This is a genomic window from Aureimonas fodinaquatilis (assembly GCF_008369445.1).
GTDB lineage: Bacteria > Pseudomonadota > Alphaproteobacteria > Rhizobiales > Rhizobiaceae > Aureimonas > Aureimonas fodinaquatilis.
This window is the reverse complement of the sequence record NZ_VTWH01000003.1, coordinates 93,483-112,835: the sequence shown is the minus strand read 5'-3', so window position 1 is coordinate 112,835 and position 19,353 is coordinate 93,483. Positions and strand designations below refer to the sequence as shown.

Here is a 19,353-nt window from a genome sequence, read left to right as displayed (position 1 = left end):
TACAATCTAAAGTAGCGCAAAAACATCAGAGGCAATTTTTACACCGCAATTTGAGTTATTTCCGGTGGTGAAATGTCACTAAGAGCTTGAAAAGCATCAAATTCTTGCCTGTAAGATTGCGAAACAAAAAGACCTTTATGTCACATTAGTTTTAAAAACCCGCTATATGTGCACACACCATAATTTATCTTGAATATTATAGAGATATGAGATGGTGAGCACTGTATTTGCTGATGTGGGCGAGATTCCTGAATCTGATCAGATGACCGGTCTTGTGGCCTGTCTGCGTGCGCTAAAGGCTGCTCTGGACGGGTTGGAAAACCCAATGGCGGCGCCCGGCGGCACCGCCGACCCGGCGGCGCAAATCCTTGCAAATGCTCAATCGCACGCCGATATTGCCAGACTGTTTTCTGAGCTGGCAGTCACCTTCAATCCAGAAGCGCCCCACCTTCCGACGTTTTCAGACACAGGGAAATTGTCCAATCTGGTGGGCGATGTGGCGTCCACATTTCCCCGCCTGTTTCGCATGCCGGGGCTTTGGGGAACGACACTTGAATATAACGAAATCGCGCAGGAGTTCGGCACTGGTGCATCATCGCGCAACACTGTCGGGCGATATTTTGAGGTTCACGACCGAAAAATCCAGAGCATTCCCAATGGCCGGGATCTGGTGAATGACAATCTCGGCGCGTGGGCCATACAGGTGGTGCGGGCATTTGCGAACCTGCCCAATCTGGTCAAGACTTCCAAGGGAACAACCGCCGATAATGTGCGCTATTCCGGCGATGTCCTGTTGCTTGCAGCCCATAGCCTTTATGCCGTTTCAATGACGGATCGCCTGCTGGCAACGCGCGGCACAAGCGTGTCTTTGACTGGCGGCGTGGGAATTGCCACCAATACAATGCTGATTGTTGCCGGTGTTGTGTCGCTGACTGCAAAGGCGCTGGAAGGCAAAACCAGCAAAAATGGCATGGAAGAAGCCATTATGGCACTTCAAACCGTGTCATCCGTCATCAGCATCGCAAGGCGCCTGCCGGGTCTGGCACAGGCGGCTGGCGTAACATCTGCCGGTGACGTGCTGGGCAAAGGTGCAACAGGGCTGATTGGTGGCGCAGGCGCAATAGCCTCGATTGTTGCAAATATACTGGTTCTCAAATCTCTGGCGGATTCGGGCGCAAGTCAAAACGCGTTGATTGCCGCAGGCACAGAATTCGGGCTGAGTGCTTTTCTTGGCGCTTTGATGACCGTTGGTCCCTCACTTGGCGTGGGGGGTGTCGCAATTGCTTCCATCCTCTCAATGTTCAGCCCAACATCACTCAATGCAGTTTTTGAGTATCGAAGCGCCGCCAATGCGGCTGCAGATCTTTACGCCACCACTGGCTGGCAGGGCGACAATGCGCGGGCCAGCTACTATGGGCAGATGATGACCGGGGCAATTCTGGGCACAATTCCGCTGGTCAATGTTTTCAGCAGCCTTGCGGGCACCCTGGCCAATTCCGACCGGATCTATTGGCAGATCATGGCGGACTATGGCGCAGGAAACCAAGCAACTGAAGCACAGTTAAGCGAAGCGGCAAGCCAGTTCTGGCGAGACGGTTTCGATTCCCGCATGGTCAGGTGGAGCCATGACTATATTGCGATGGTCAACAGCCTTGCCCTGAAAGAAAGGACAGACCGGGTGGTGGGTCTTGTCAGCCTTTATATGCAAAGCGACATGGCTGTCACAGCGGCCTATCTGGGCGGGAAATTTGCTGCAACGGGAAAAAGCAACCAGACCTATTTCATCGGCAGCGACGCAAAACAGGTTGTCGGGCTGGCATCAAACATGATTGACGTTTCTTCAGCCGCGGCAACCCAATACATCACCTTTCTCACTCCCTTCATCGGTATGGAAGAGGTTGAGCGGGTTGGCTCGTCCACGGGCAAGAAAACCAGGTACAAGCCAGAAGTTCCGGTAGCACTGACCATTCGAGACGGTGCAAGCGCTTCGATTGTCAATCTTGTCTCTGAAAACGGCATGACCAAAAGCACCACCGGAAAAGCCGGTGGGTTAAGTCTGGAGATGGGTGGCGGAGACGATATCATTCTGTCTGGCGCTTATGCATTTTATGCCAATGGCGGCACAGGTATTGACGGGGTGGACTACCGCAATGTTTTTACCAGTCATTCCGCCAGCGGCGCAGCCATTTCCGTAACTGGAAAGGATCCGGGCACCTATCTCGCAGCAAAATCAGGCTACGGAGATTTTTTCGAGATCGTTCAGGAATCTCAGTCCGTTACTGAAGGAAAGCACACGACAGAAGTCGTTTATAAAAAGGCGGTGCTTCGTCGCAACAGCCTGATCAACAACCAGACGGACGAACTGAAAAACATCGAATGGATCTTTGGCAGTTCTGGTCGCGACCTGATGAACGGGTCGAGCGGGGTTGATTCATTTTTCGGCGGTGAAGGCGATGATACGCTGAATGGCGGCGCAGGAAATGACTATCTGAGCGGCGATGAGGGCAATGACACGCTGGATGGCGGGCATGGTGACGACGCACTGTCCGGCGGTGCGGGAAATGACCTCATCAAAGATGCATCCGGCGCCAATATCATTCTGGCCGGAGCCGGACAGGATACCGTTGAAGCGGGTTCTGGTGCTGACCAGATTGACGGCGAAGCGGGCAACGACCTTATCCGCGCAGGCGGCGGCAATGATGTTGTGACCGGGCATACCGGCGATGATACGATTTTTGGCGGCGATGGTGACGACACATTGTATGGCGATGCCGGACATGACCGGCTGGATGGCGATGCCGGAGACGACATTCTGGTTGGCGGCGCGGGCAATGACACACTGAACGGCGGAAGCGGCAAGGACACTCTCGTCGGCTCGGAAGGCAACGACGTCTTGTTCGGTGGCGATGATGGCGATGTGTTCTTTGACGATTCGGGTCGCAACAGCCTGTATGGACAGGCAGGCGACGACGTGTTTGTTGCGGCGGACTTGTCTCTGGACAGCCTGTTCGACGGCGGCCCCGGCACCGACACATGGACAGGCCGCCACTTGAAATTCGGCATTGAGATTTCACTGGTCAGTGACAGCGTCAGACGCAATTTCAGGGCCACCGGCGATGCTGCCGCCAGAAATCTGATATCAATGGAAAATGTCGAAGCCACGCAGTTTGACGACAATATAACCGGGAACCAATATGCCAACTATCTGGCGGGGTTGGACGGAAACGACTTCATTTTTGCCGGACATGGCAATGATACGATTATTGGTGGCAAAGGCTCCGATTTCATGGAAGGCGCACGCGGCAACGACACTTTCATTTTTGACCGCAATTCAGGCAGCGACCAGATTGTCGCGCAGAATGAGCTTGATCTGGCAGGAGACATATTTCTGTTTACGCAGACCAGCAGTGTTGAAATGTTCTTTGTGCGTCATGACAACGATCTGGAAGTGGTATCGCTTGAAAAACGCTTTGGCGGCAAACAACTGCAACTGCCGGAAAATCCTGCAACTGTGCTGATCAGCAATTACTTCACCAATCCGGGCAACCGCAAAGCCGCCTTCGTCGACAGCAACGGCCATATTCTGGCTGGAGGTCAGGTTGCATTACTGGCAGAGGCGATGGCACAGGCAACGGATCCTGGCATGATGGCAGCCTATGGAATTATAGACGCGAATTACCTGCCACTGATGCAGCCCGTTCTGGCAGCAGCCTGGTCCCCAGCCATTACAGCTTAGTGTGCAGCCGGTGGCTGGGCGGATGCACCATTCTCACATAGGTGATTGGCTTTGCCAGAAGCCATGTCAGTCTTTCGCCAACAAACACCGGCTGCCCGGGCGCTATGTTCAGCAACCTGGCTTCCTTCTCGCTGGCTGCTGCGGCAAGAAAAGTAAAATCCGCGCGTGAAAACGGCGCTTCATTGACCAGCCATTCATTGGGGCCAACTGACTCAAAGCCCTCATGTTCCGCGCGTGGAACTGTGGCAAGATTGATCAGCCGGTCCTCATACTGATAGGGCACATCATCGGCATAATGCAGGCAGGCAATGTGCAACAGTTTTTCACCGGGGTTTATTCCCATGCGGGTTGCTTCTGCCTTTTGCGCATGGCGCACCTGCCGGCTCAGCAACTGGTAGCGGCTGCTTTTGCCCAGCGCCGCAATTTCATCGCCAACAACGGGAATGGAAAACCGCGCCTGGCGCACAGGGTTTGCGGCCACCCGGGTGCCCGCCTTGCGTTTGCGCTCTACCAGCCCGGCCTGCGCCAGTTCCTGAAGTGCGCGGTTTACCGTTGCTCGCGCTGCGCCAAACTCGCGCGCCAATGTTTCTTCTCCCGGTATCAGGCTTCCCGGTTGCCAGACCCGCTCACCAATGCGCCGCGCAAGCTCATCCTTGATGCTGCGAAAAGAGGACCGGGTTGGACTTGTCATAAGCGCTGTCTGACTTTGCTCAATGTCTGTTCATACTGTTTTGCAATGGCTTTGCGGCGGATATGGCGCCCTCTTCGCACCATATGGCGACCCGCGGACCAGACATCCATGACGGCGTTTTTGTCGCCGGTAAACAGAAAACCGTCCAGAATTCCGTCGTCCTGTGCAAAACCGGCGAAGCGGCTGGCGTCCAGCGCAATCATGTCTGCTAGCATGCCGGGTTGAATGCTCCCCGATGGCCGACCCAGCGCCTGGGCACCCCCAGCCAGTGCGCCATCGTAGAGTGTGCGCCCTACCGAACCACCTGCAGGTGCCAGCACCGCCCGTTGCCTGTGCAAGAGGCGCTGCGAATATTCCAGCTGCCGCAATTCTTCAACAGTCGAGATGCGAATATTGGAGTCTGAGCCGATGCCGAAACGCCCCTCTGCCTCCAGATAGTGAACAGCGTTGAAAATGCCGTCGCCAAGATTTGCCTCTGTAACCGGGCACAGGCCTGCAACTGCGCCGCTGCGGGCAAGATTGGCGGTTTCCTGCTCCGTCATATGGGTTGCGTGGATCAGGCACCAGCGGGAGTTCACCTCACAATGGCTGGTGAGCCAGTCCACCGGCCGTTGTCCCAGCGCGCCTTCAACCTCGACAATTTCCTGCTCCTGCTCGGCAATGTGCATGTGCACCGGCCCTTGGGGTAGCATGCGCAACATGTGTTCAATATGCTCAGGCGGCACCGCCCGCAGCGAATGCGGAGCAATTCCCAGCCCGGTGTCGCTGGAATGCGCGCCAATCTGGCTTTGAATACGGGAAAGAAGCTTTTCAAACCGCGCCAGATCATTGCCAAAGCGCTGTTGGCCACCTGCCAGAGGGCGACCATCCAGCCCGCCCTGCTCGTAAAGAACTGGCAACATTGTCAGGCCGATGCCGGAAGTTGCGGCTGCAGCGAAGATTCTGCCCGACAACTCGCCTATGTCGTCATAGGACTGGCCGCCCTGCGCGTGGTGCAGATAATGAAACTCCGCCACAGAGCCAAAACCGGCCTCCAGCATTTCCATGAAAGCGAAAGCAGCAATGGCCTCCACCTCGTCCGGCTCCAGCACATCCAGAAACCGGAACATCAACACCCGCCATGTCCAGAAACTGTCTCTGCCTTCTGGCCCTCTGCGCTCTGTCAGCCCGGCCATTGCCCGCTGAAAGGTGTGGCTGTGCACATTGGACAGCGCCGGCAGCAGAACGTCGACACCGTAGGCTGACCCAGGTTCACCATCAGGGGTGACCTGCCTGATGTGTCCGGTGGAATCCACCGAGACCACAACATTCTGTGCCCATCCGTCTGGTAGCAATGCAGTCTGCGCCCGGATTTTCATGACCCGCTCCCTGAATCCCTAGCCTGTTGACACATTATGTCTATACATATTATCGTCGCGGCACAATCAAAAAGGGAATGTTGGATTATGGCCGCCAGACTGCTCGACCGACTGAACCTTTGCCGTATGGTTGGTGAAACTGCTTACGGGCTGGTTCCGGACGCGGCCCTGGTATTGGCCGATGGGCAAATTCGCTATTGCGGCCCCAAAGGCGACCTGCCGAAGGAGTGGCACGGGCTGGACGCGGAAGGTCTGGACGGGCGGCTGGTGACACCAGCCCTTATTGACTGCCACACCCATTTGATTTTTGGCGGCAACCGGGCGCTTGAATTTGAGATGCGTTTGCAGGGCCGCAGCTACGAAGACATTGCGCGGGCGGGCGGCGGCATCAACTCCACCGTGCAGGCCACGCGCCAATTGACTGAAGACCAGCTTGTGGAAACCGCGTTGCCTCGCCTGAACGCCCTTACTGCAGAGGGGGTGGCCACGGTTGAAATCAAATCCGGATACGGGCTGACAATTGCTGACGAGCTGAAAATGCTGCGCGCCGCGCGCCGGTTGCAGGCACTGTCCGGCATTCGCATTTGCACAACCTATCTGGCAGCCCACACCACCCCGCCCGAATATAAGGGGCGCGCCGGCGACTATATTTCCGAGGTGGTGTTGCCCGGGATGACAGCAGGAGCGGCTGAGGGGCTGATAGATGCGGTGGACGCATTTTGTGAAAACATCGCCTTCAGCACCTCAGAAACCCGCACTGTGTTCGAGCACGCACGGTTACTGGGCCTGCCGGTCAAACTCCATGCCGAGCAGCTTTCCGATCAGGGCGGTGCAGCGCTGGCAGCCGAATTCGCTGCGCTTTCCGCTGATCATCTGGAATATCTGAGCCCGGCCGGCATTGCTGCAATGGCCGCGGCAGGCACCGTCGCCGTATTGCTGCCGGGGGCCTTTTACACCTTGCGGGAAACCATGGTTCCGCCCGTTGAAGGAATGCGAGCCGCAGGCGTGCCAATGGCTCTGGCAAGCGATTGCAACCCCGGCACATCGCCCATTACCTCGCTGCTGCTGACCATGAATATGGCAGCGACATTGTTCCGCATGACGCCAGAGGAAGCGCTTGCCGGCGCAACCCGCAATGCAGCCCTGGCGTTAGGCCTGCAAAACGAAATCGGCACCGTAGAGGCCGGAAAGCGCGCCGAGCTTGCCGTCTGGTCCATCGAACATCCTGCCGAACTTGCCTACCGCATCGGCTTTAATCCGCTCCACTCATCCATCATCGAGAAAAACTGATGAGCATTGTTCTTATTCCCGGCCAGGTTTCCCTATCCACGCTGGAACGGATTTACCGCAGCAATGACGCGGTAACACTGGACCCGGCAACCCGCCCAGGCATAGCCGCCAGTGCCGCGCGCATTGCAGAAATTGCCGCAGGGGATGTTGCCGTCTACGGCGTCAATACCGGTTTCGGCAAACTGGCCAGCGTGCGCATTGCCCCCGGCGATGTTGCAACATTGCAGCGAAACCTCATTCTGTCGCATTGCTGCGGCGTTGGCACACCACTGGATGCGCCAATCGTCCGGCTGATCATGGCAATCAAGCTGATGTCGCTGGGGCGCGGCGCATCCGGCGTGCGCCCGCAGATTATTGCCTTGCTGGAAGCCATGCTGGCCCTTGGCGTTTTGCCGGTCATACCCGGTCAGGGCTCGGTTGGCGCATCCGGCGATCTGGCGCCACTGGCGCATATGGCAGCCGCCATGATTGGTGAAGGCTATGTTACCGTCAATGGTGTGCAACAGCCGGCAGCAACGGCACTGGCCGCTGTCGGGCTTGAGCCTGTAACATTGGCCGCCAAAGAAGGTCTGGCGCTGATCAACGGCACACAGGTTTCCACCGCACTGGCACTTGTCGGGCTGTTTCGAGCCCACCGCGCGGCCCAGAGCGCTTTGATCACCGGGGCGCTGTCCACCGACGCGGCCATGGGTTCATCCGCGCCATTTCACGCAGAAATTCACACTTTGCGCGGCCATGCCGGGCAGATAGATGCCGCCGCGACGTTGCGGGGCTTGCTGGCCGGATCGCAGATCCGCGAAAGCCACCTTGAAGGCGACGAGCGCGTGCAGGACCCTTATTGCATACGCTGCCAGCCGCAGGTGGATGGCGCGTGCCTGGATGTGTTGCGTCAGGCGGGCCACACACTGACCATTGAAGCCAATGCTGTAACCGACAATCCGCTGGTGCTGTCTGACGGGCAGGTGTTGTCCGGCGGCAATTTCCATGCCGAGCCTGTGGCCCTGGCAGCCGACCAGATTGCGCTGGCCGTGTGCGAAATCGGCGCCATCGCCCAACGGCGCATTGCACTTCTGGTTGATCCGGCTTTGTCTTTTGGCCTGCCAGCCTTTCTGGCGAAAAATCCGGGGCTGAATTCCGGGTTGATGATTGCCGAAGTCACTTCGGCGGCGCTGATGTCCGAAAACAAGCAGATGTCGCACCCCGCCTCTGTGGATTCCACCCCCACATCTGCCAATCAGGAAGACCATGTGTCGATGGCTTGCCATGGGGCAAGGCGGCTTTTGTTGATGACAGACAATCTGTTCAGCATTGTTGGCATTGAAGCGATGACCGCTGCACAAGGCGTGGAGTTTCGGGCGCCGCTGCAAACCGGGCAGGAACTGTTGAAGGCGCTGGCAGCCATTCGCGCGCACATTCCCGCGCTGGATGAAGACCGCTATATGGCCGTTGATCTGGCGGCAGCCACACAGTTGATTGCGCAAGGCACTCTGATCGATGCCGTTTCGCAGAATCTTCTGCCGGAACTGGCGCAATGAGTGCTGTGAGAGTTCAACCCGGCAACAGCCCGGTTATTCTGGCATTCCCGCACAGCGGAACGCATGTGCCGCCAGAAATTTTTTCACGGCTGAACACCGAGGGTCAGGTGCTGCGCGACACGGACTGGCACCTGCACCGGCTTTATGACGGGCTGTTGCCGGGCGCAACAATCGTTGCCGCGCAGTTTCACCGCTATGTCATTGACGCCAACCGCGATCCGCTGGGCGCAAGCCTTTATCCAGGCCAGAACACCACCGGACTGATCCCCCTGACGAACTTTGACGGCAAACCAATATGGCAGCGGGGGCAAGAGCCAACGGAGCTGGACAGAGAGCTGCGGCTGGAACAGTTCTTTGCGCCCTATCATGCAGCGCTGAGCCGGGAGATAGCGCGGGTGAAGGCGCTGCACGGCACTGCCATTCTGTATGATTGCCACTCCATCCGTTCCATCATTCCGTTTTTGTTTGAAGGGCGGTTGCCGGATCTGAACCTTGGCACAAACAGCGGCCAGACCTGCGCACCGGAACTTGAAGCAGCGGCGGGCCGCGTCGTCGCCAGTGCTGCGGGCTTTTCGCATGTGGTCAACGGTCGTTTCCGGGGTGGCTGGACCACCCGCCATTATGGCCAGCCCCATGCAAATGTGCACGCCGTGCAGATGGAGCTGGCGCAAAGCACGCATCTGAACACAGAAACACCGCCCTTTGCCTATGACGAGGCCAAAGCCGATGGCCTGCGCCTGCATTTATCAGACCTGTTGAAAGAGCTTGAGACACTCGCTCCTGAATTGCCACGAGGTTGAAATGAACATAGACCAACGCCGTCACAATATGCGCGAAGTTCGCAGCCCCCATGGCACAGAGCTTTCAGCCAAAAGCTGGCTGACTGAAGCGCCATTGCGCATGCTGATGAACAATCTTGACCCTGATGTTGCCGAAAACCCCAACGAGCTGGTGGTTTATGGTGGTATCGGCCGCGCTGCCCGCACCTGGGATGATTTTGACCGGATTGTCAGCACATTGCGTGAGCTGGAAGATGACCAGACGCTTCTGGTGCAAAGCGGCAAGCCGGTGGGCGTTTTCCGCACTCACAAGGATGCACCACGGGTGCTGATTGCCAATTCCAATCTGGTGCCCCATTGGGCCACATGGGAGCATTTCAACGAATTGGACCGGCGCGGCCTTGCCATGTATGGGCAGATGACCGCCGGCTCATGGATTTACATTGGCACGCAAGGCATCGTGCAAGGCACATACGAGACTTTTGTCGAGGCGGGCCGCCAGCATTATGATGGCAACCTGACCGGCAAATGGGTGCTGACCGCCGGTCTGGGCGGCATGGGCGGCGCGCAGCCTTTGGCCGCAGTCATGGCCGGTGCTTCATGTCTGGCGATTGAATGCGACCCCGAGCGGATCGATTTTCGCATTCGCACCCGCTATGTCGATGAAAAGGCTGAAACACTGGACGAGGCACTGGAGATGATCCAGCGCTGGACCAGTGCCGGGCAGGCCCGCTCAGTCGGCCTTGTGGGCAATGCAGCCGAGATTGTGCCGGAACTGTATCGCCGTGGCGTGCGCCCCGACATGGTAACAGACCAGACTTCTGCCCATGATCCGCTGAACGGATATCTGCCAAAAGGCTGGACACTGGCCGAGTGGAAGGCAAAGCGCGAAACCGACCCGAAATCCGTGGAAGTGGCCGCCCGCGCGTCCATGCGCGAACATGTGGAAGCCATGGTGGCCTTCCATCGGGCGGGTGTACCGACGCTGGATTATGGCAACAATATCCGCCAGGTGGCCAAGGATGAAGGCTTTGCCGATGCCTTTGCCTTCCCCGGCTTTGTGCCGGCCTATATTCGCCCGCTGTTCTGCCGTGGTGTTGGCCCGTTTCGCTGGGCGGCGCTTTCCGGTGACCCGGAAGACATCTACCGCACCGACGCCAAGGTGAAGGAGCTTTTGCCGGACAACACCCATTTGCACCGCTGGCTGGACATGGCGCGGGAGCGCATAGCATTTCAGGGCTTGCCGGCACGAATTTGCTGGGTGGGCCTGGGCGATCGGCACCGGTTGGGTCTGGCATTCAACGAAATGGTGGCAAAGGGCGAGTTGAAGGCGCCGATTGTCATTGGTCGCGACCATCTCGATTCCGGCTCGGTGGCCTCTCCCAACCGCGAAACCGAAGCCATGAAGGACGGTTCAGATGCAGTTTCTGACTGGCCGCTTCTGAATGCGCTGCTCAACACCGCCTCCGGCGCAACATGGGTCAGCCTGCATCATGGCGGCGGCGTCGGCATGGGCTTTTCTCAGCATTCCGGCATGGTGATCTGTTGCGACGGATCGGAAGATGCGGCCAGAAGGGTGGAGCGTGTTTTGTGGAATGACCCGGCAACCGGCGTCATGCGCCATGCCGATGCCGGTTACGAAATTGCACTGGATTGCGCGCGTGAACAGGGCTTGAACCTACCGGCCATTCTGGACTGACACGCCAACAGGGCGGCTGCCATCGCCAACATTGCGGGCGCGGTAAGGGGTGGAATCCCTTCCACCCTTCTGCTGCAACTGCCCCAGCATGGATGTCATGTCGATAATCTCTTCAGCCACAAGGTGAACAACATTGTGGCTGGATTGCACGCGCCCCCGCACTTTCAAAAAACGGCCACCCAGCACCACGGCGCGAAATATTTCAAAAGTCTTTGGCCAGACAACAACATTGGCAATGCCGGTTTCATCTTCCAGCGTCATGAAGATAACCCCCTTTGCCGAGCCGGGGCGCTGGCGGATCAACACCAATCCCGCAACACAGGCCCGGCGACCGGAAGGCAACTGTGGCAAACGGCTGTTGGGCATGACATTCTGTGCCACCAGTTCCGGCCTCAGAAACGACACCGGATGCGCTTTGAGTGAAAGCGAAAGGTAGCGGTAGTCGTTCACCACCTCCTCACCCAAAGGCATTGGTGGCAAATGCGCGTCGGGCTCATCCTGCACCGGGTCTGCCTCCATTGCGACAAACAATGGCAGATGTTCCACCGCACTTTGCTTGTCCAAAGCCTCTGCTGCCCATAAGGCATCGCGACGGCCAAGACCCAGGATGTGAAAAGCATCGGCATCCGCCAACCGGGCAATGGTGGCGCGTGGCAGGCCGGTGCGCAGCCAGACTTCACGCACCGAGTCAAAGGGTCGTCTGGCGCGCTCTTCTACCAGCAATTTCATGGCAGCTTCCGAAAGCCCTTTCACCTGCCGAAAGCCAAGTCGCATGGCATGGCTTGTGCGAATTGCCCCGGCCATTTCTGCGTGCTGCCTGTGGATGCGCGTTGCATCAAATCCTGTGGGCTCCAATGTCTGGTCCCATTGCGAGGAGTTGATGCAGACCGGGCGCACCTCCACCCCATGCTCGCGCGCATCACGCACAATTTGTGCCGGGGCATAAAAGCCCAGTGGCTGGGAGTTCAGAAGGGCTGCGGCAAACACATCGGGATAGTGGCATTTGATCCAGGCGGAATCATAGACCAGCACCGCAAAGGACGCGGCGTGGCTTTCCGGAAAACCATATTCGCCGAAGCCTTCAATCTGCCGGAAGCATCTTTCCGCAAAATCCTGCTCATAACCATTTTGCAGCATGCCATTGATCATATCATCCCGGAAATTGCCCACTTCACCGGTGCGCTTGAATGTTGCCATGGCGCGGCGCAAGCCATCTGCCTTGGTGCCGGAAAAACCCGCCGCCACCATGGCAATCTGCATGGCCTGTTCCTGAAACAATGGCACGCCGCAGGTCCGTTCCAGAACCGCGCGCAACTCCTCTTTCGGATAGGTGACCTTTTCAACAGCCATCCGCCGCTTCAGATAGGGGTGCACCATATCGCCCTGAATTGGCCCGGGCCGCACAATCGCCACCTGAATGACCAGATCGTAATACTCGTTGGGTTTCAGCTTGGGCAGCATGGACATCTGCGCCCGGCTTTCAATCTGAAATACGCCCAGCGTGTCGGCCCGATGCGTCATTTTCCACACAGGACCATCAGGCGGCTCTTTCGGAAAGTAACCAAGCTCCAGCTCCTGCCCGCAAAAATCTTCCGGATAATGCTGCTTCAGCATATCAAATGAGCGGTGCAGGCAGCTCAGCATGCCCAGCGCCAATATGTCGATTTTCAGAATATTCAGCTCGTCCAGATCATCCTTGTCCCATTCAACAATCAACCGGCCTTTGCTGCCGGTGTTCATGATTGGCACGACCTCATCCACCCGACCTCTGGTCAGCACAAACCCGCCGACATGCTGCGAAAGGTGCCGGGGAAAACCGGCCAGTTCGCTGGCAAAATGCAGGATATTGGTGGTGGTGGCATCCTGCGTCGACAGCCCTGCTGCCTGCGCCTCCCATTCACCGGGGGCCGAGTGCGATGTGCCCCAGACCGATGCCGACAAAGCCGACAAGGCATCTTCGGAAAGCCCGAAAACCTTGCCCACCTCGCGCCCGGCAGAACGTGAGCGATAGGAAATGACCGTGGCGGTAATGGCCGCATTCTCGCGGCCATATTCTTCATAAATCCAGTTGATGATGTCGTCTCGCCGCTCATGCTCAAAATCAATATCAATATCCGGCGGTTCGCCGCGCTCGGGCGAAATAAAGCGCTCAAACAGCGTTTTGCCATCCTCTGGCGGCACCGCCGTTATGCCCATGCAGTAGCATATGGTGGAATTGGCGGCTGAACCGCGGCCCTGACACAGAATGTTCATGCGGCGGGCCGCTTCCATAATCCGGTGCACGGTCAGGAAATAGGGCTCATATTGCAGCTCTATGATAATCGCCATTTCCCGGTCAATTTCGCGCCAGATATTGTCCGGCACGCCATTGGGGTAGCGCCAATATGCGCCCTCACGGGCAAGACGAAAAAGCTCTTCCGCCGGGCTGCGGTTCAGTTTCAAGCCTTCATCGGGATATTCATAATGCAGGCTTTTGAGATCAAAGTTCAACGGCGCAAAAAACCGGCGGCTTTCATCCACCGCATGCGGATATTCGCGAAACAGAAAATCCATTTCCGCTGTTGCGCAAAGCCGCCTTTGCGCATTGCGTGCCAGCAGAAACCCGGCCTCCTGCAGGGTCACATGCTCGCGAATGGCCGTGACCACATCCTGCAACATGCGCCGTTCCTGAATGTGGTAATACACATCATTGGTGGCCAGAAATGGCACTTGCACCTCTGCCGCCAATGATGCTGCACGGGCCAGCCGCCTCTGGTCCTGCCCATCATGGCGCACAGAACCGGCCAGCCAGACAGAGCCAGGAAATGTGTTCATCAGCGCTGCCAGCGTGACTTTAACCGGGCGGGCAACGGTCTGCCAATCCGGCAATGCCAACCCATCCGGACACAGAAGCGCCAGTTGCATATCGCCGCCCCATTGCAGCAAATCTGCCAGAAACAACTGGCAATCACCCTTTTTGGTGCGCAGATTGCCAAGGCTGAGCAGACGGCACAAATGCCCCCACCCTGCCCGGTTGCGGGGATAAGCCAGTATATCCGCCGTGCCATCAGCAAAAACCAGCCTTGCCCCCGGCCGAAATGCCATGCCGGTATCGCGTGCAGTCTGATAGGCCCGCACCACTCCGGCCACAGTGTTGCGATCTGCCAGCCCTATGCCGCCAAGCCCAAGAGCACTGGCAGCGGCAACCAGTTCAGACGGGCTGGAAGCGCCGCGCAGAAAGGAAAATGCCGATGAAACGCCAATTTCACAAAAGCCTTTTTGCATGGCAAAAAAGCCGGTTTTGCCGCCGGGCGTGCTCATGCGAAAATTCCATGCAGAAACCATTGCGGCTCCTGCGTTTCATAATCACCCAGACGAAACATCCAGTAACGGCGTCCTTCTGAATCCTCGATGCGAAAATAGTCCCGCGCAGGCATGGCCGGCATATCCGGCACCGCCTGTTGCCACCATTCCGGCGCAATCCGCTCTGGCCCTTCCATCCGCACCACCCGGTGCGTGGCCCTGCGCCAGACAAAGCGGATCGGTTCTCCTTCCGGCAGCACGGCCATGGCTTCAATTTTTTCCGGCGGCGTCAAAAGCCGTAATGGCCTGGGCGCATAGTCCGGCACATGAGCAAGCTGCACAGAAGCCGTTGCAAGACCCGCCTGCAATCTTTGCGCCTTTTCCGGCCAATGTGATGCCACAGGCTGTAAAGACTGAACGCTTTCCACTCCCAGCCGCGCCGCCAATCTGTCGATCAGAATTTCCAGCGCTTCGGAATTGTCATCAACACCGGCAGTAAAATTCTGCTGCTGATCCGACATTGCCGCAGAAGACAGCACGGAGAGGCGCAAAAGATCATAGCCGAAACCGGCATCCCGCTCATCGCCAATTGCCTTCAACCGTTCTGCAAACAGGCGGCGAATGCGCTCCGGGTCGCGCAGGGGCATGGCCGTGCGCAGTTCAACCCTGTCCACCACGCCATCCACCCGGAAAAGTGCCAGTTCCAGATGGCGTGCGCCCTGTCCGCGCCGTTCAAGATCCGGCTTCAGCATTTGGGCCAGATGCAGGGTCAGCCCTTCAATATCTTCCATACGGCCAATCGGCTCGCACAGCCGCCGCTCATGAATCAGCTGCGGCACCAGCCGGCGCGGATTCAAAGGACGCTCAGCCCGCCCAAGACCAATATCCAGCCGGTCCATAAAATCGGCACCAAACCGCCGGCCAAGGCCCGCACGCGGCAAAGCCAGAAGATCGCCCACCTGTTTCAGCCCCAGCCGGCTTAGAACAGCCGTGGTCTGCGCGCCAAACCGCAAAGCCCGGGCGGGCAAAGGCGCAAGAATTGGTTCAACTGCGGCTGTTTCCGGCACAATGAACCCCGGCCGATAAGCGGCGAGTGCCAGAGCCGGGCCTGCCTGTGAGGCAATGGCCGCCTGCGGTTTAAACCCCTGTGCAACCAATTTTCTGACAAGATCGTCCAGCAAGGCGGCTTCACCACCAAACAGATGTGCACAGCCGGAAATGTCCAGCAGCAAGCCGTTTGGCTTATCCAGCGCCACCAGTGGCGTATAGCCATCACACCAGTCGGCAATCGCCTCCAGCAACCGGGCATCGGCAGCAGGTTCTGCCGGTTCAAACGCAAAGAATGGAAACCGAGCCCGTGTTTCCGCCATGGTCAGGCCGGGGCGAACACCATTTGCCATTGCCGCTTCACAACAGGCCGTTATGCAAAACGCGTTGGCGTCTTTTTCATAAAGCACCAATGGTTGCAGCCCGGTTGACGGGCTTGCCGGCTGCGCCGTTAAAGCGGCAGAGCGCGGCACATGGTGGGCACTGCCCGGCCCTTCGCGGAACAGGCCGGCCATAGTGTCGGTTTCGCCTGCCTGCAAAACAGGCTTAGGCCCATCGCCGCTGGCCGGCAGGTTCACGCGCCACAAACGGCCCAGACAAGCCCGCCTTATTCTGTCGGTCGGCAGATACGGGAACAGCAATGCCAGAATGCGGCTGGCAGGTTTTGAAACAGCATTCATGGGGATTCCACTCCACACGGAAGCGGGCGGGCGGCCCACCCCGCAGCTTTTCAACTTCAACATCAAAAACCGGGTTGCCAATCAGCCGCCATCGACTGGCTATATCTTCCGGCAAAGCGGCGGGCGCACTGGCCAGCCGCAAGCGCAAGGGTGCTGCACTGGTTTGCACCATTGCCGCCTGACGCAGCAAAACCAGCGGGGTGCCGCCAGCCAAAGCCCGCATGTGCAGACGACGTGTACCTTCCAGCGCCATACGCGCCGGATTGCCAAACAGCTCCAGCACCACCAGCGCCACAGCCCCGGAAGCCACCGCTTCCTCCGCCGCCCATATTGCCTGCTCCAGACGCGGCGGGCGCACAATGGCCAAAGCCGCCGGGTCCAGACCATGGGCTGCAAGTCCGGAATGGTAAAACCACCCGGCCTCACCAAACACAAACTGCTCTCCTATCCAGAGAAAAGGCCGTTTGCGGCTGGCCCCGAACAGCACCGCCAAAGCCGTTAAAAACCCTGCTCCACAGCCACCACCTCGCGGCTGTGGCAAGCGCACCTCCAGCAACCCTGCCGCCGGAATGCCGCCGCCAAGGGCCTTGTCCGCCGCATCCACACCAAATGAGCGCAAGTCAGGTGCAACAGGCGCAGTGGTTACCCCGGCCAATTGCCGTTGCAGCATTTCCAGCTTTCGGGCTTTTTCCGGTATCAGCATTAACGGCAATATCCATTCTTTCAGCAGAATGAGGTCATTCTGCCGCCCGTGATTCCAATGGGAATCCGTGAAATGTTCACTATATGTTCTTATAGATTCCAGAACCGTAAAACAGAGTCAAGCTTGGCATTGCCGATGTCAGTGGATAATGAACCTGTGACAGGAATGTGGGACGAGGCTGGTTCATGGCTTGTCGCATTGTCCCGCCGTTGAAATGAAATCATTTCAACTGGAAAAATTCAGAAGGCCGGAACGCATCCATGGGAAAGCTTGACCGAAGCTCAGACTGGGCACATTGCATGGCTCCCAGCCTTGAAGAAATCGAGCAGATTGCCATCGTGGCATATGCCGCTCTTCCTGTGGAATTTCGGTCCCTGTGCGGGGATATTCAGCTGCATGTTGCTGATTTTCCCGATGAGGAAATCGCCGATGAAATGGGGCTGGAAACGCCCTATGACATTCTGGGCCTTTTTGAAGGCAGTGCCATTGCTGAAGCCTCGGCACCGGCAACCGGTCAGTTGCCAAACCGCATTCTTCTGTATCGCCGCCCGATTCTGGATTATTGGGCAGAGCATGAGGAAACGCTTGGCGCGCTGGTTTCCCATGTTCTCATCCACGAAATTGGCCATCACTTTGGCCTTTCGGACGACGATATGGAAGCTCTGGAAGACGCCGCGGATTAAACCGCTGAACGAGAAATGCTAAAAACCTATTGTTCGCCCAGCTTCATGGATGGGTCATACTGCTTGCCCTCAACCACTTTGGTCACCGGCTGAGCGCATTTCATCACCCCTTCTGCCGCATCAAAAGCATAAGCTGGGCTTCCTGCCAGCTCCCAGCCTTTCGACAGGGCCAGCGAAACCTTGTGACAAAAATGCGCATCATCAACGCCGGTCAACAAACGATAAAGCTTCATTTCCAATCCTCTTTCAAAGCGATTTCTGTCGCAAAAGCCGCTGCGCTTTTTTCAGATGCAGCAATTCAACCATACGCCCGCCAAGGCGAATAACACCGCGCCCGGCATTGGCCGGGTCAGCAAATGCCGCCACAATTTCCTGCGCCTGCGCCAGTTCATCCGCTGTGGGGCCAAAAGCAAGATTGGCAGGCTCAATCTGATCGGGATGAATCAGGGTTTTGCCGTCAAACCCCATTGCCCGGCCCTGTGTACACTCCGCTTCAAAACCGGCTCTATCGCGAAAATCATTGTACACACCGTCCAGAACCAGAATTTCCGCCGCTTTGGCCGCCAGCACAATCTGCGCCAGCCAGGGCACCAGTTCGGCCCGCCCGGCAGAGGGCCGCAAATTGGTTGCAGCCACGATGTCATTCGGGCCGACAACCAGCGCTTCCAGCCGATAGGCAAGCTGCATTGCGGCCAAAGCGCCGGCATTTAAAATGCCCTTTGGCGTTTCCACCATGGCCCAGATGGCCAGCTCGGGCGGAGCATCTGTCTGTTCCAGCGCTTGTGAAAGCTCGGCAAGCTCGCCCGCTTTTTCCACCTTTGGCAGCAAGATAGCGTCAACCCGCGCGCCACGCGCCATCAGCAGATCTTCCGTGCCTTCCGGTGTGGTGAGTGAGTTGATGCGCACAACATGCCGCGCCGTACTGCGTGGCGCAGCCAGATGCTGGCGCAGATTTTCCCGCGCGGCGGCTTTTTCTGTTGGCGCGGCCGAATCTTCCAGATCAAAAATCAGGGTATCGGCCGGCAATTGCGTGCTTTTTGCCAGTGCGCGGGCGTTGGCAGCGGGCACAAACAGGGCGGATCGGGCAGAAAAATCAGCTTGAGTCATATTTCCTTCCTGCCAAATGCCGATATTCCTCGCAATGCTTTTGACCAGTGTCGGGCGAAAATGATATCGAAATGCCAATTATCCGTGAGGAGAGGCATTATGCAAAAATTTGATACGCTGACTGGCGTGGCGGCTCCCCTGCCGATCGTCAACATCGATACCGATATGATTATCCCCAAGGACTATCTCAAGACAATCAAGCGCACCGGTCTGGGTGTCGGGTTGTTTGCCAATCTTCGTTACAATGAAGACGGCTCGCCCAATGAAGATTTTGTCCTGAACAAGCCCGCCTACAGCAAATCGGAAATTCTGATTGCCGGTGACAATTTCGGCTGCGGCTCATCGCGTGAGCATGCGCCATGGGCCTTGCTGGATTTTGGCATTCGCTGCGTCATCTCCACCTCTTTTGCCGATATTTTTTACAACAACTGCTTCCAGAACGGCATTCTGCCAATCCGCGTCAGCCCGGAAGAACTGGAACAGTTGCTGAAAGACGCCGAAAAAGGCTCCAACGCCCGCATTTCGGTAGACCTTGCCACACAGGAAATTCGCCGCCCCGATGGACAGGTTATTCATTTTCCAATTGAGGAATCGCGCAAGAACCGGTTGCTGAATGGTCTTGACGATATTGGCATGACGCTGGAGCGCGACACCGTGATTTCTTCGTTTGAAGAACGCCTGGGCGAGAGCCGCCCCTGGGCCTGAAACACCGACCGACTGTCTGTTGAGGCTTGAAGAGTTTCATATGATCTTTCGATCATCT

Annotated in this window: 14 protein-coding genes; 7 read left to right on the top strand and 7 right to left on the bottom strand. The window is 57.5% G+C overall.

What is annotated here, in order from left to right; genetic code table 11:
- Nucleotides 1–211: 211 nt before the first annotated feature.
- A complete protein-coding gene (locus tag FPY71_RS12685) occupies nt 212–3,736 on the top strand; it encodes a calcium-binding protein (RefSeq protein WP_149300683.1) in 3,525 nt (1,174 codons plus the stop codon).
- Here the strand turns inward: FPY71_RS12685 and FPY71_RS12680 are convergent.
- Together FPY71_RS12680 and FPY71_RS12675 are read right to left on the bottom strand one after the other, a co-directional pair.
- The gene (locus tag FPY71_RS12680) at nt 3,726–4,427 is read right to left on the bottom strand and encodes a histidine utilization transcriptional repressor HutC (RefSeq protein ID WP_149300682.1); all 702 of its coding nucleotides are present in this window, start codon (nt 4,425–4,427) and stop codon (nt 3,726–3,728) included. The genes FPY71_RS12685 and FPY71_RS12680 overlap by 11 nt on opposite strands.
- Complete coding sequence (locus tag FPY71_RS12675; protein ID WP_149300681.1) at nt 4,424–5,785, bottom strand: formimidoylglutamate deiminase; 1,362 nt, start codon at nt 5,783–5,785, stop codon at nt 4,424–4,426. Before FPY71_RS12675 ends, FPY71_RS12680 begins: the two co-directional genes overlap by 4 nt.
- An 87-nt stretch (nt 5,786–5,872) precedes the next feature.
- Between FPY71_RS12675 and hutI the strand changes: the two genes are divergently transcribed.
- Genes hutI through hutU form a run of 4 tightly spaced genes read left to right on the top strand, consistent with a single transcriptional unit; the run spans nt 5,873 to nt 11,088 of the window.
- A complete protein-coding gene (hutI, locus tag FPY71_RS12670; RefSeq protein ID WP_149300680.1) occupies nt 5,873–7,075 on the top strand; it encodes an imidazolonepropionase in 1,203 nt (400 codons plus the stop codon).
- Nucleotides 7,075–8,610: a histidine ammonia-lyase gene (gene hutH, locus FPY71_RS12665; protein WP_149300679.1), complete on the top strand. Its 1,536-nt coding sequence runs from the start codon at nt 7,075–7,077 to the stop codon at nt 8,608–8,610. Before hutI ends, hutH begins: the two co-directional genes overlap by 1 nt.
- Nucleotides 8,607–9,410: an N-formylglutamate deformylase gene (gene hutG, locus FPY71_RS12660; protein ID WP_149300678.1), complete on the top strand. Its 804-nt coding sequence runs from the start codon at nt 8,607–8,609 to the stop codon at nt 9,408–9,410. The genes hutH and hutG overlap by 4 nt, the downstream gene beginning before the upstream one ends.
- 1 nt (nt 9,411) lies before the next feature.
- A complete protein-coding gene (gene hutU, locus FPY71_RS12655; protein ID WP_149300677.1) occupies nt 9,412–11,088 on the top strand; it encodes a urocanate hydratase in 1,677 nt (558 codons plus the stop codon).
- Here the strand turns inward: hutU and FPY71_RS12650 are convergent.
- The 3 genes from FPY71_RS12650 to FPY71_RS18795 are packed head-to-tail and all read right to left on the bottom strand — an operon-like array spanning nt 11,068 to nt 16,800.
- Nucleotides 11,068–14,388, bottom strand: coding sequence for an error-prone DNA polymerase (locus tag FPY71_RS12650; protein ID WP_246160520.1), 3,321 nt, complete (start codon nt 14,386–14,388; stop codon nt 11,068–11,070). The genes hutU and FPY71_RS12650 overlap by 21 nt on opposite strands.
- Nucleotides 14,385–16,058: a Y-family DNA polymerase gene (locus FPY71_RS12645; protein ID WP_425457893.1), complete on the bottom strand. Its 1,674-nt coding sequence runs from the start codon at nt 16,056–16,058 to the stop codon at nt 14,385–14,387. Before FPY71_RS12645 ends, FPY71_RS12650 begins: the two co-directional genes overlap by 4 nt.
- A complete protein-coding gene (locus FPY71_RS18795) occupies nt 15,964–16,800 on the bottom strand; it encodes an ImuA family protein (protein WP_342791282.1) in 837 nt (278 codons plus the stop codon). The genes FPY71_RS12645 and FPY71_RS18795 overlap by 95 nt, the downstream gene beginning before the upstream one ends.
- Before the next feature lie 260 nt (nt 16,801–17,060).
- Here FPY71_RS18795 and FPY71_RS12640 point away from each other — a divergent pair, with 260 nt between their 5' ends.
- Complete coding sequence (locus tag FPY71_RS12640; protein ID WP_149300675.1) at nt 17,061–17,483, top strand: metallopeptidase family protein; 423 nt, start codon at nt 17,061–17,063, stop codon at nt 17,481–17,483.
- Between the two features lie 26 nt (nt 17,484–17,509).
- Here the strand turns inward: FPY71_RS12640 and FPY71_RS12635 are convergent, their stop codons facing one another.
- Both FPY71_RS12635 and FPY71_RS12630 read right to left on the bottom strand, forming a co-directional pair.
- Entirely contained in the window at nt 17,510–17,716 is a 207-nt protein-coding gene (locus FPY71_RS12635; RefSeq protein WP_149300674.1) for a DUF1737 domain-containing protein, read from the bottom strand.
- Between the two features lie 13 nt (nt 17,717–17,729).
- A complete protein-coding gene (locus FPY71_RS12630) occupies nt 17,730–18,590 on the bottom strand; it encodes an HpcH/HpaI aldolase/citrate lyase family protein (protein ID WP_149300673.1) in 861 nt (286 codons plus the stop codon).
- A 99-nt stretch (nt 18,591–18,689) separates the two neighbouring features.
- Between FPY71_RS12630 and leuD the strand changes: the two genes are divergently transcribed.
- Nucleotides 18,690–19,295, top strand: coding sequence for a 3-isopropylmalate dehydratase small subunit (leuD, locus tag FPY71_RS12625; protein ID WP_149300672.1), 606 nt, complete (start codon nt 18,690–18,692; stop codon nt 19,293–19,295).
- Nucleotides 19,296–19,353: the final 58 nt, after the last annotated feature.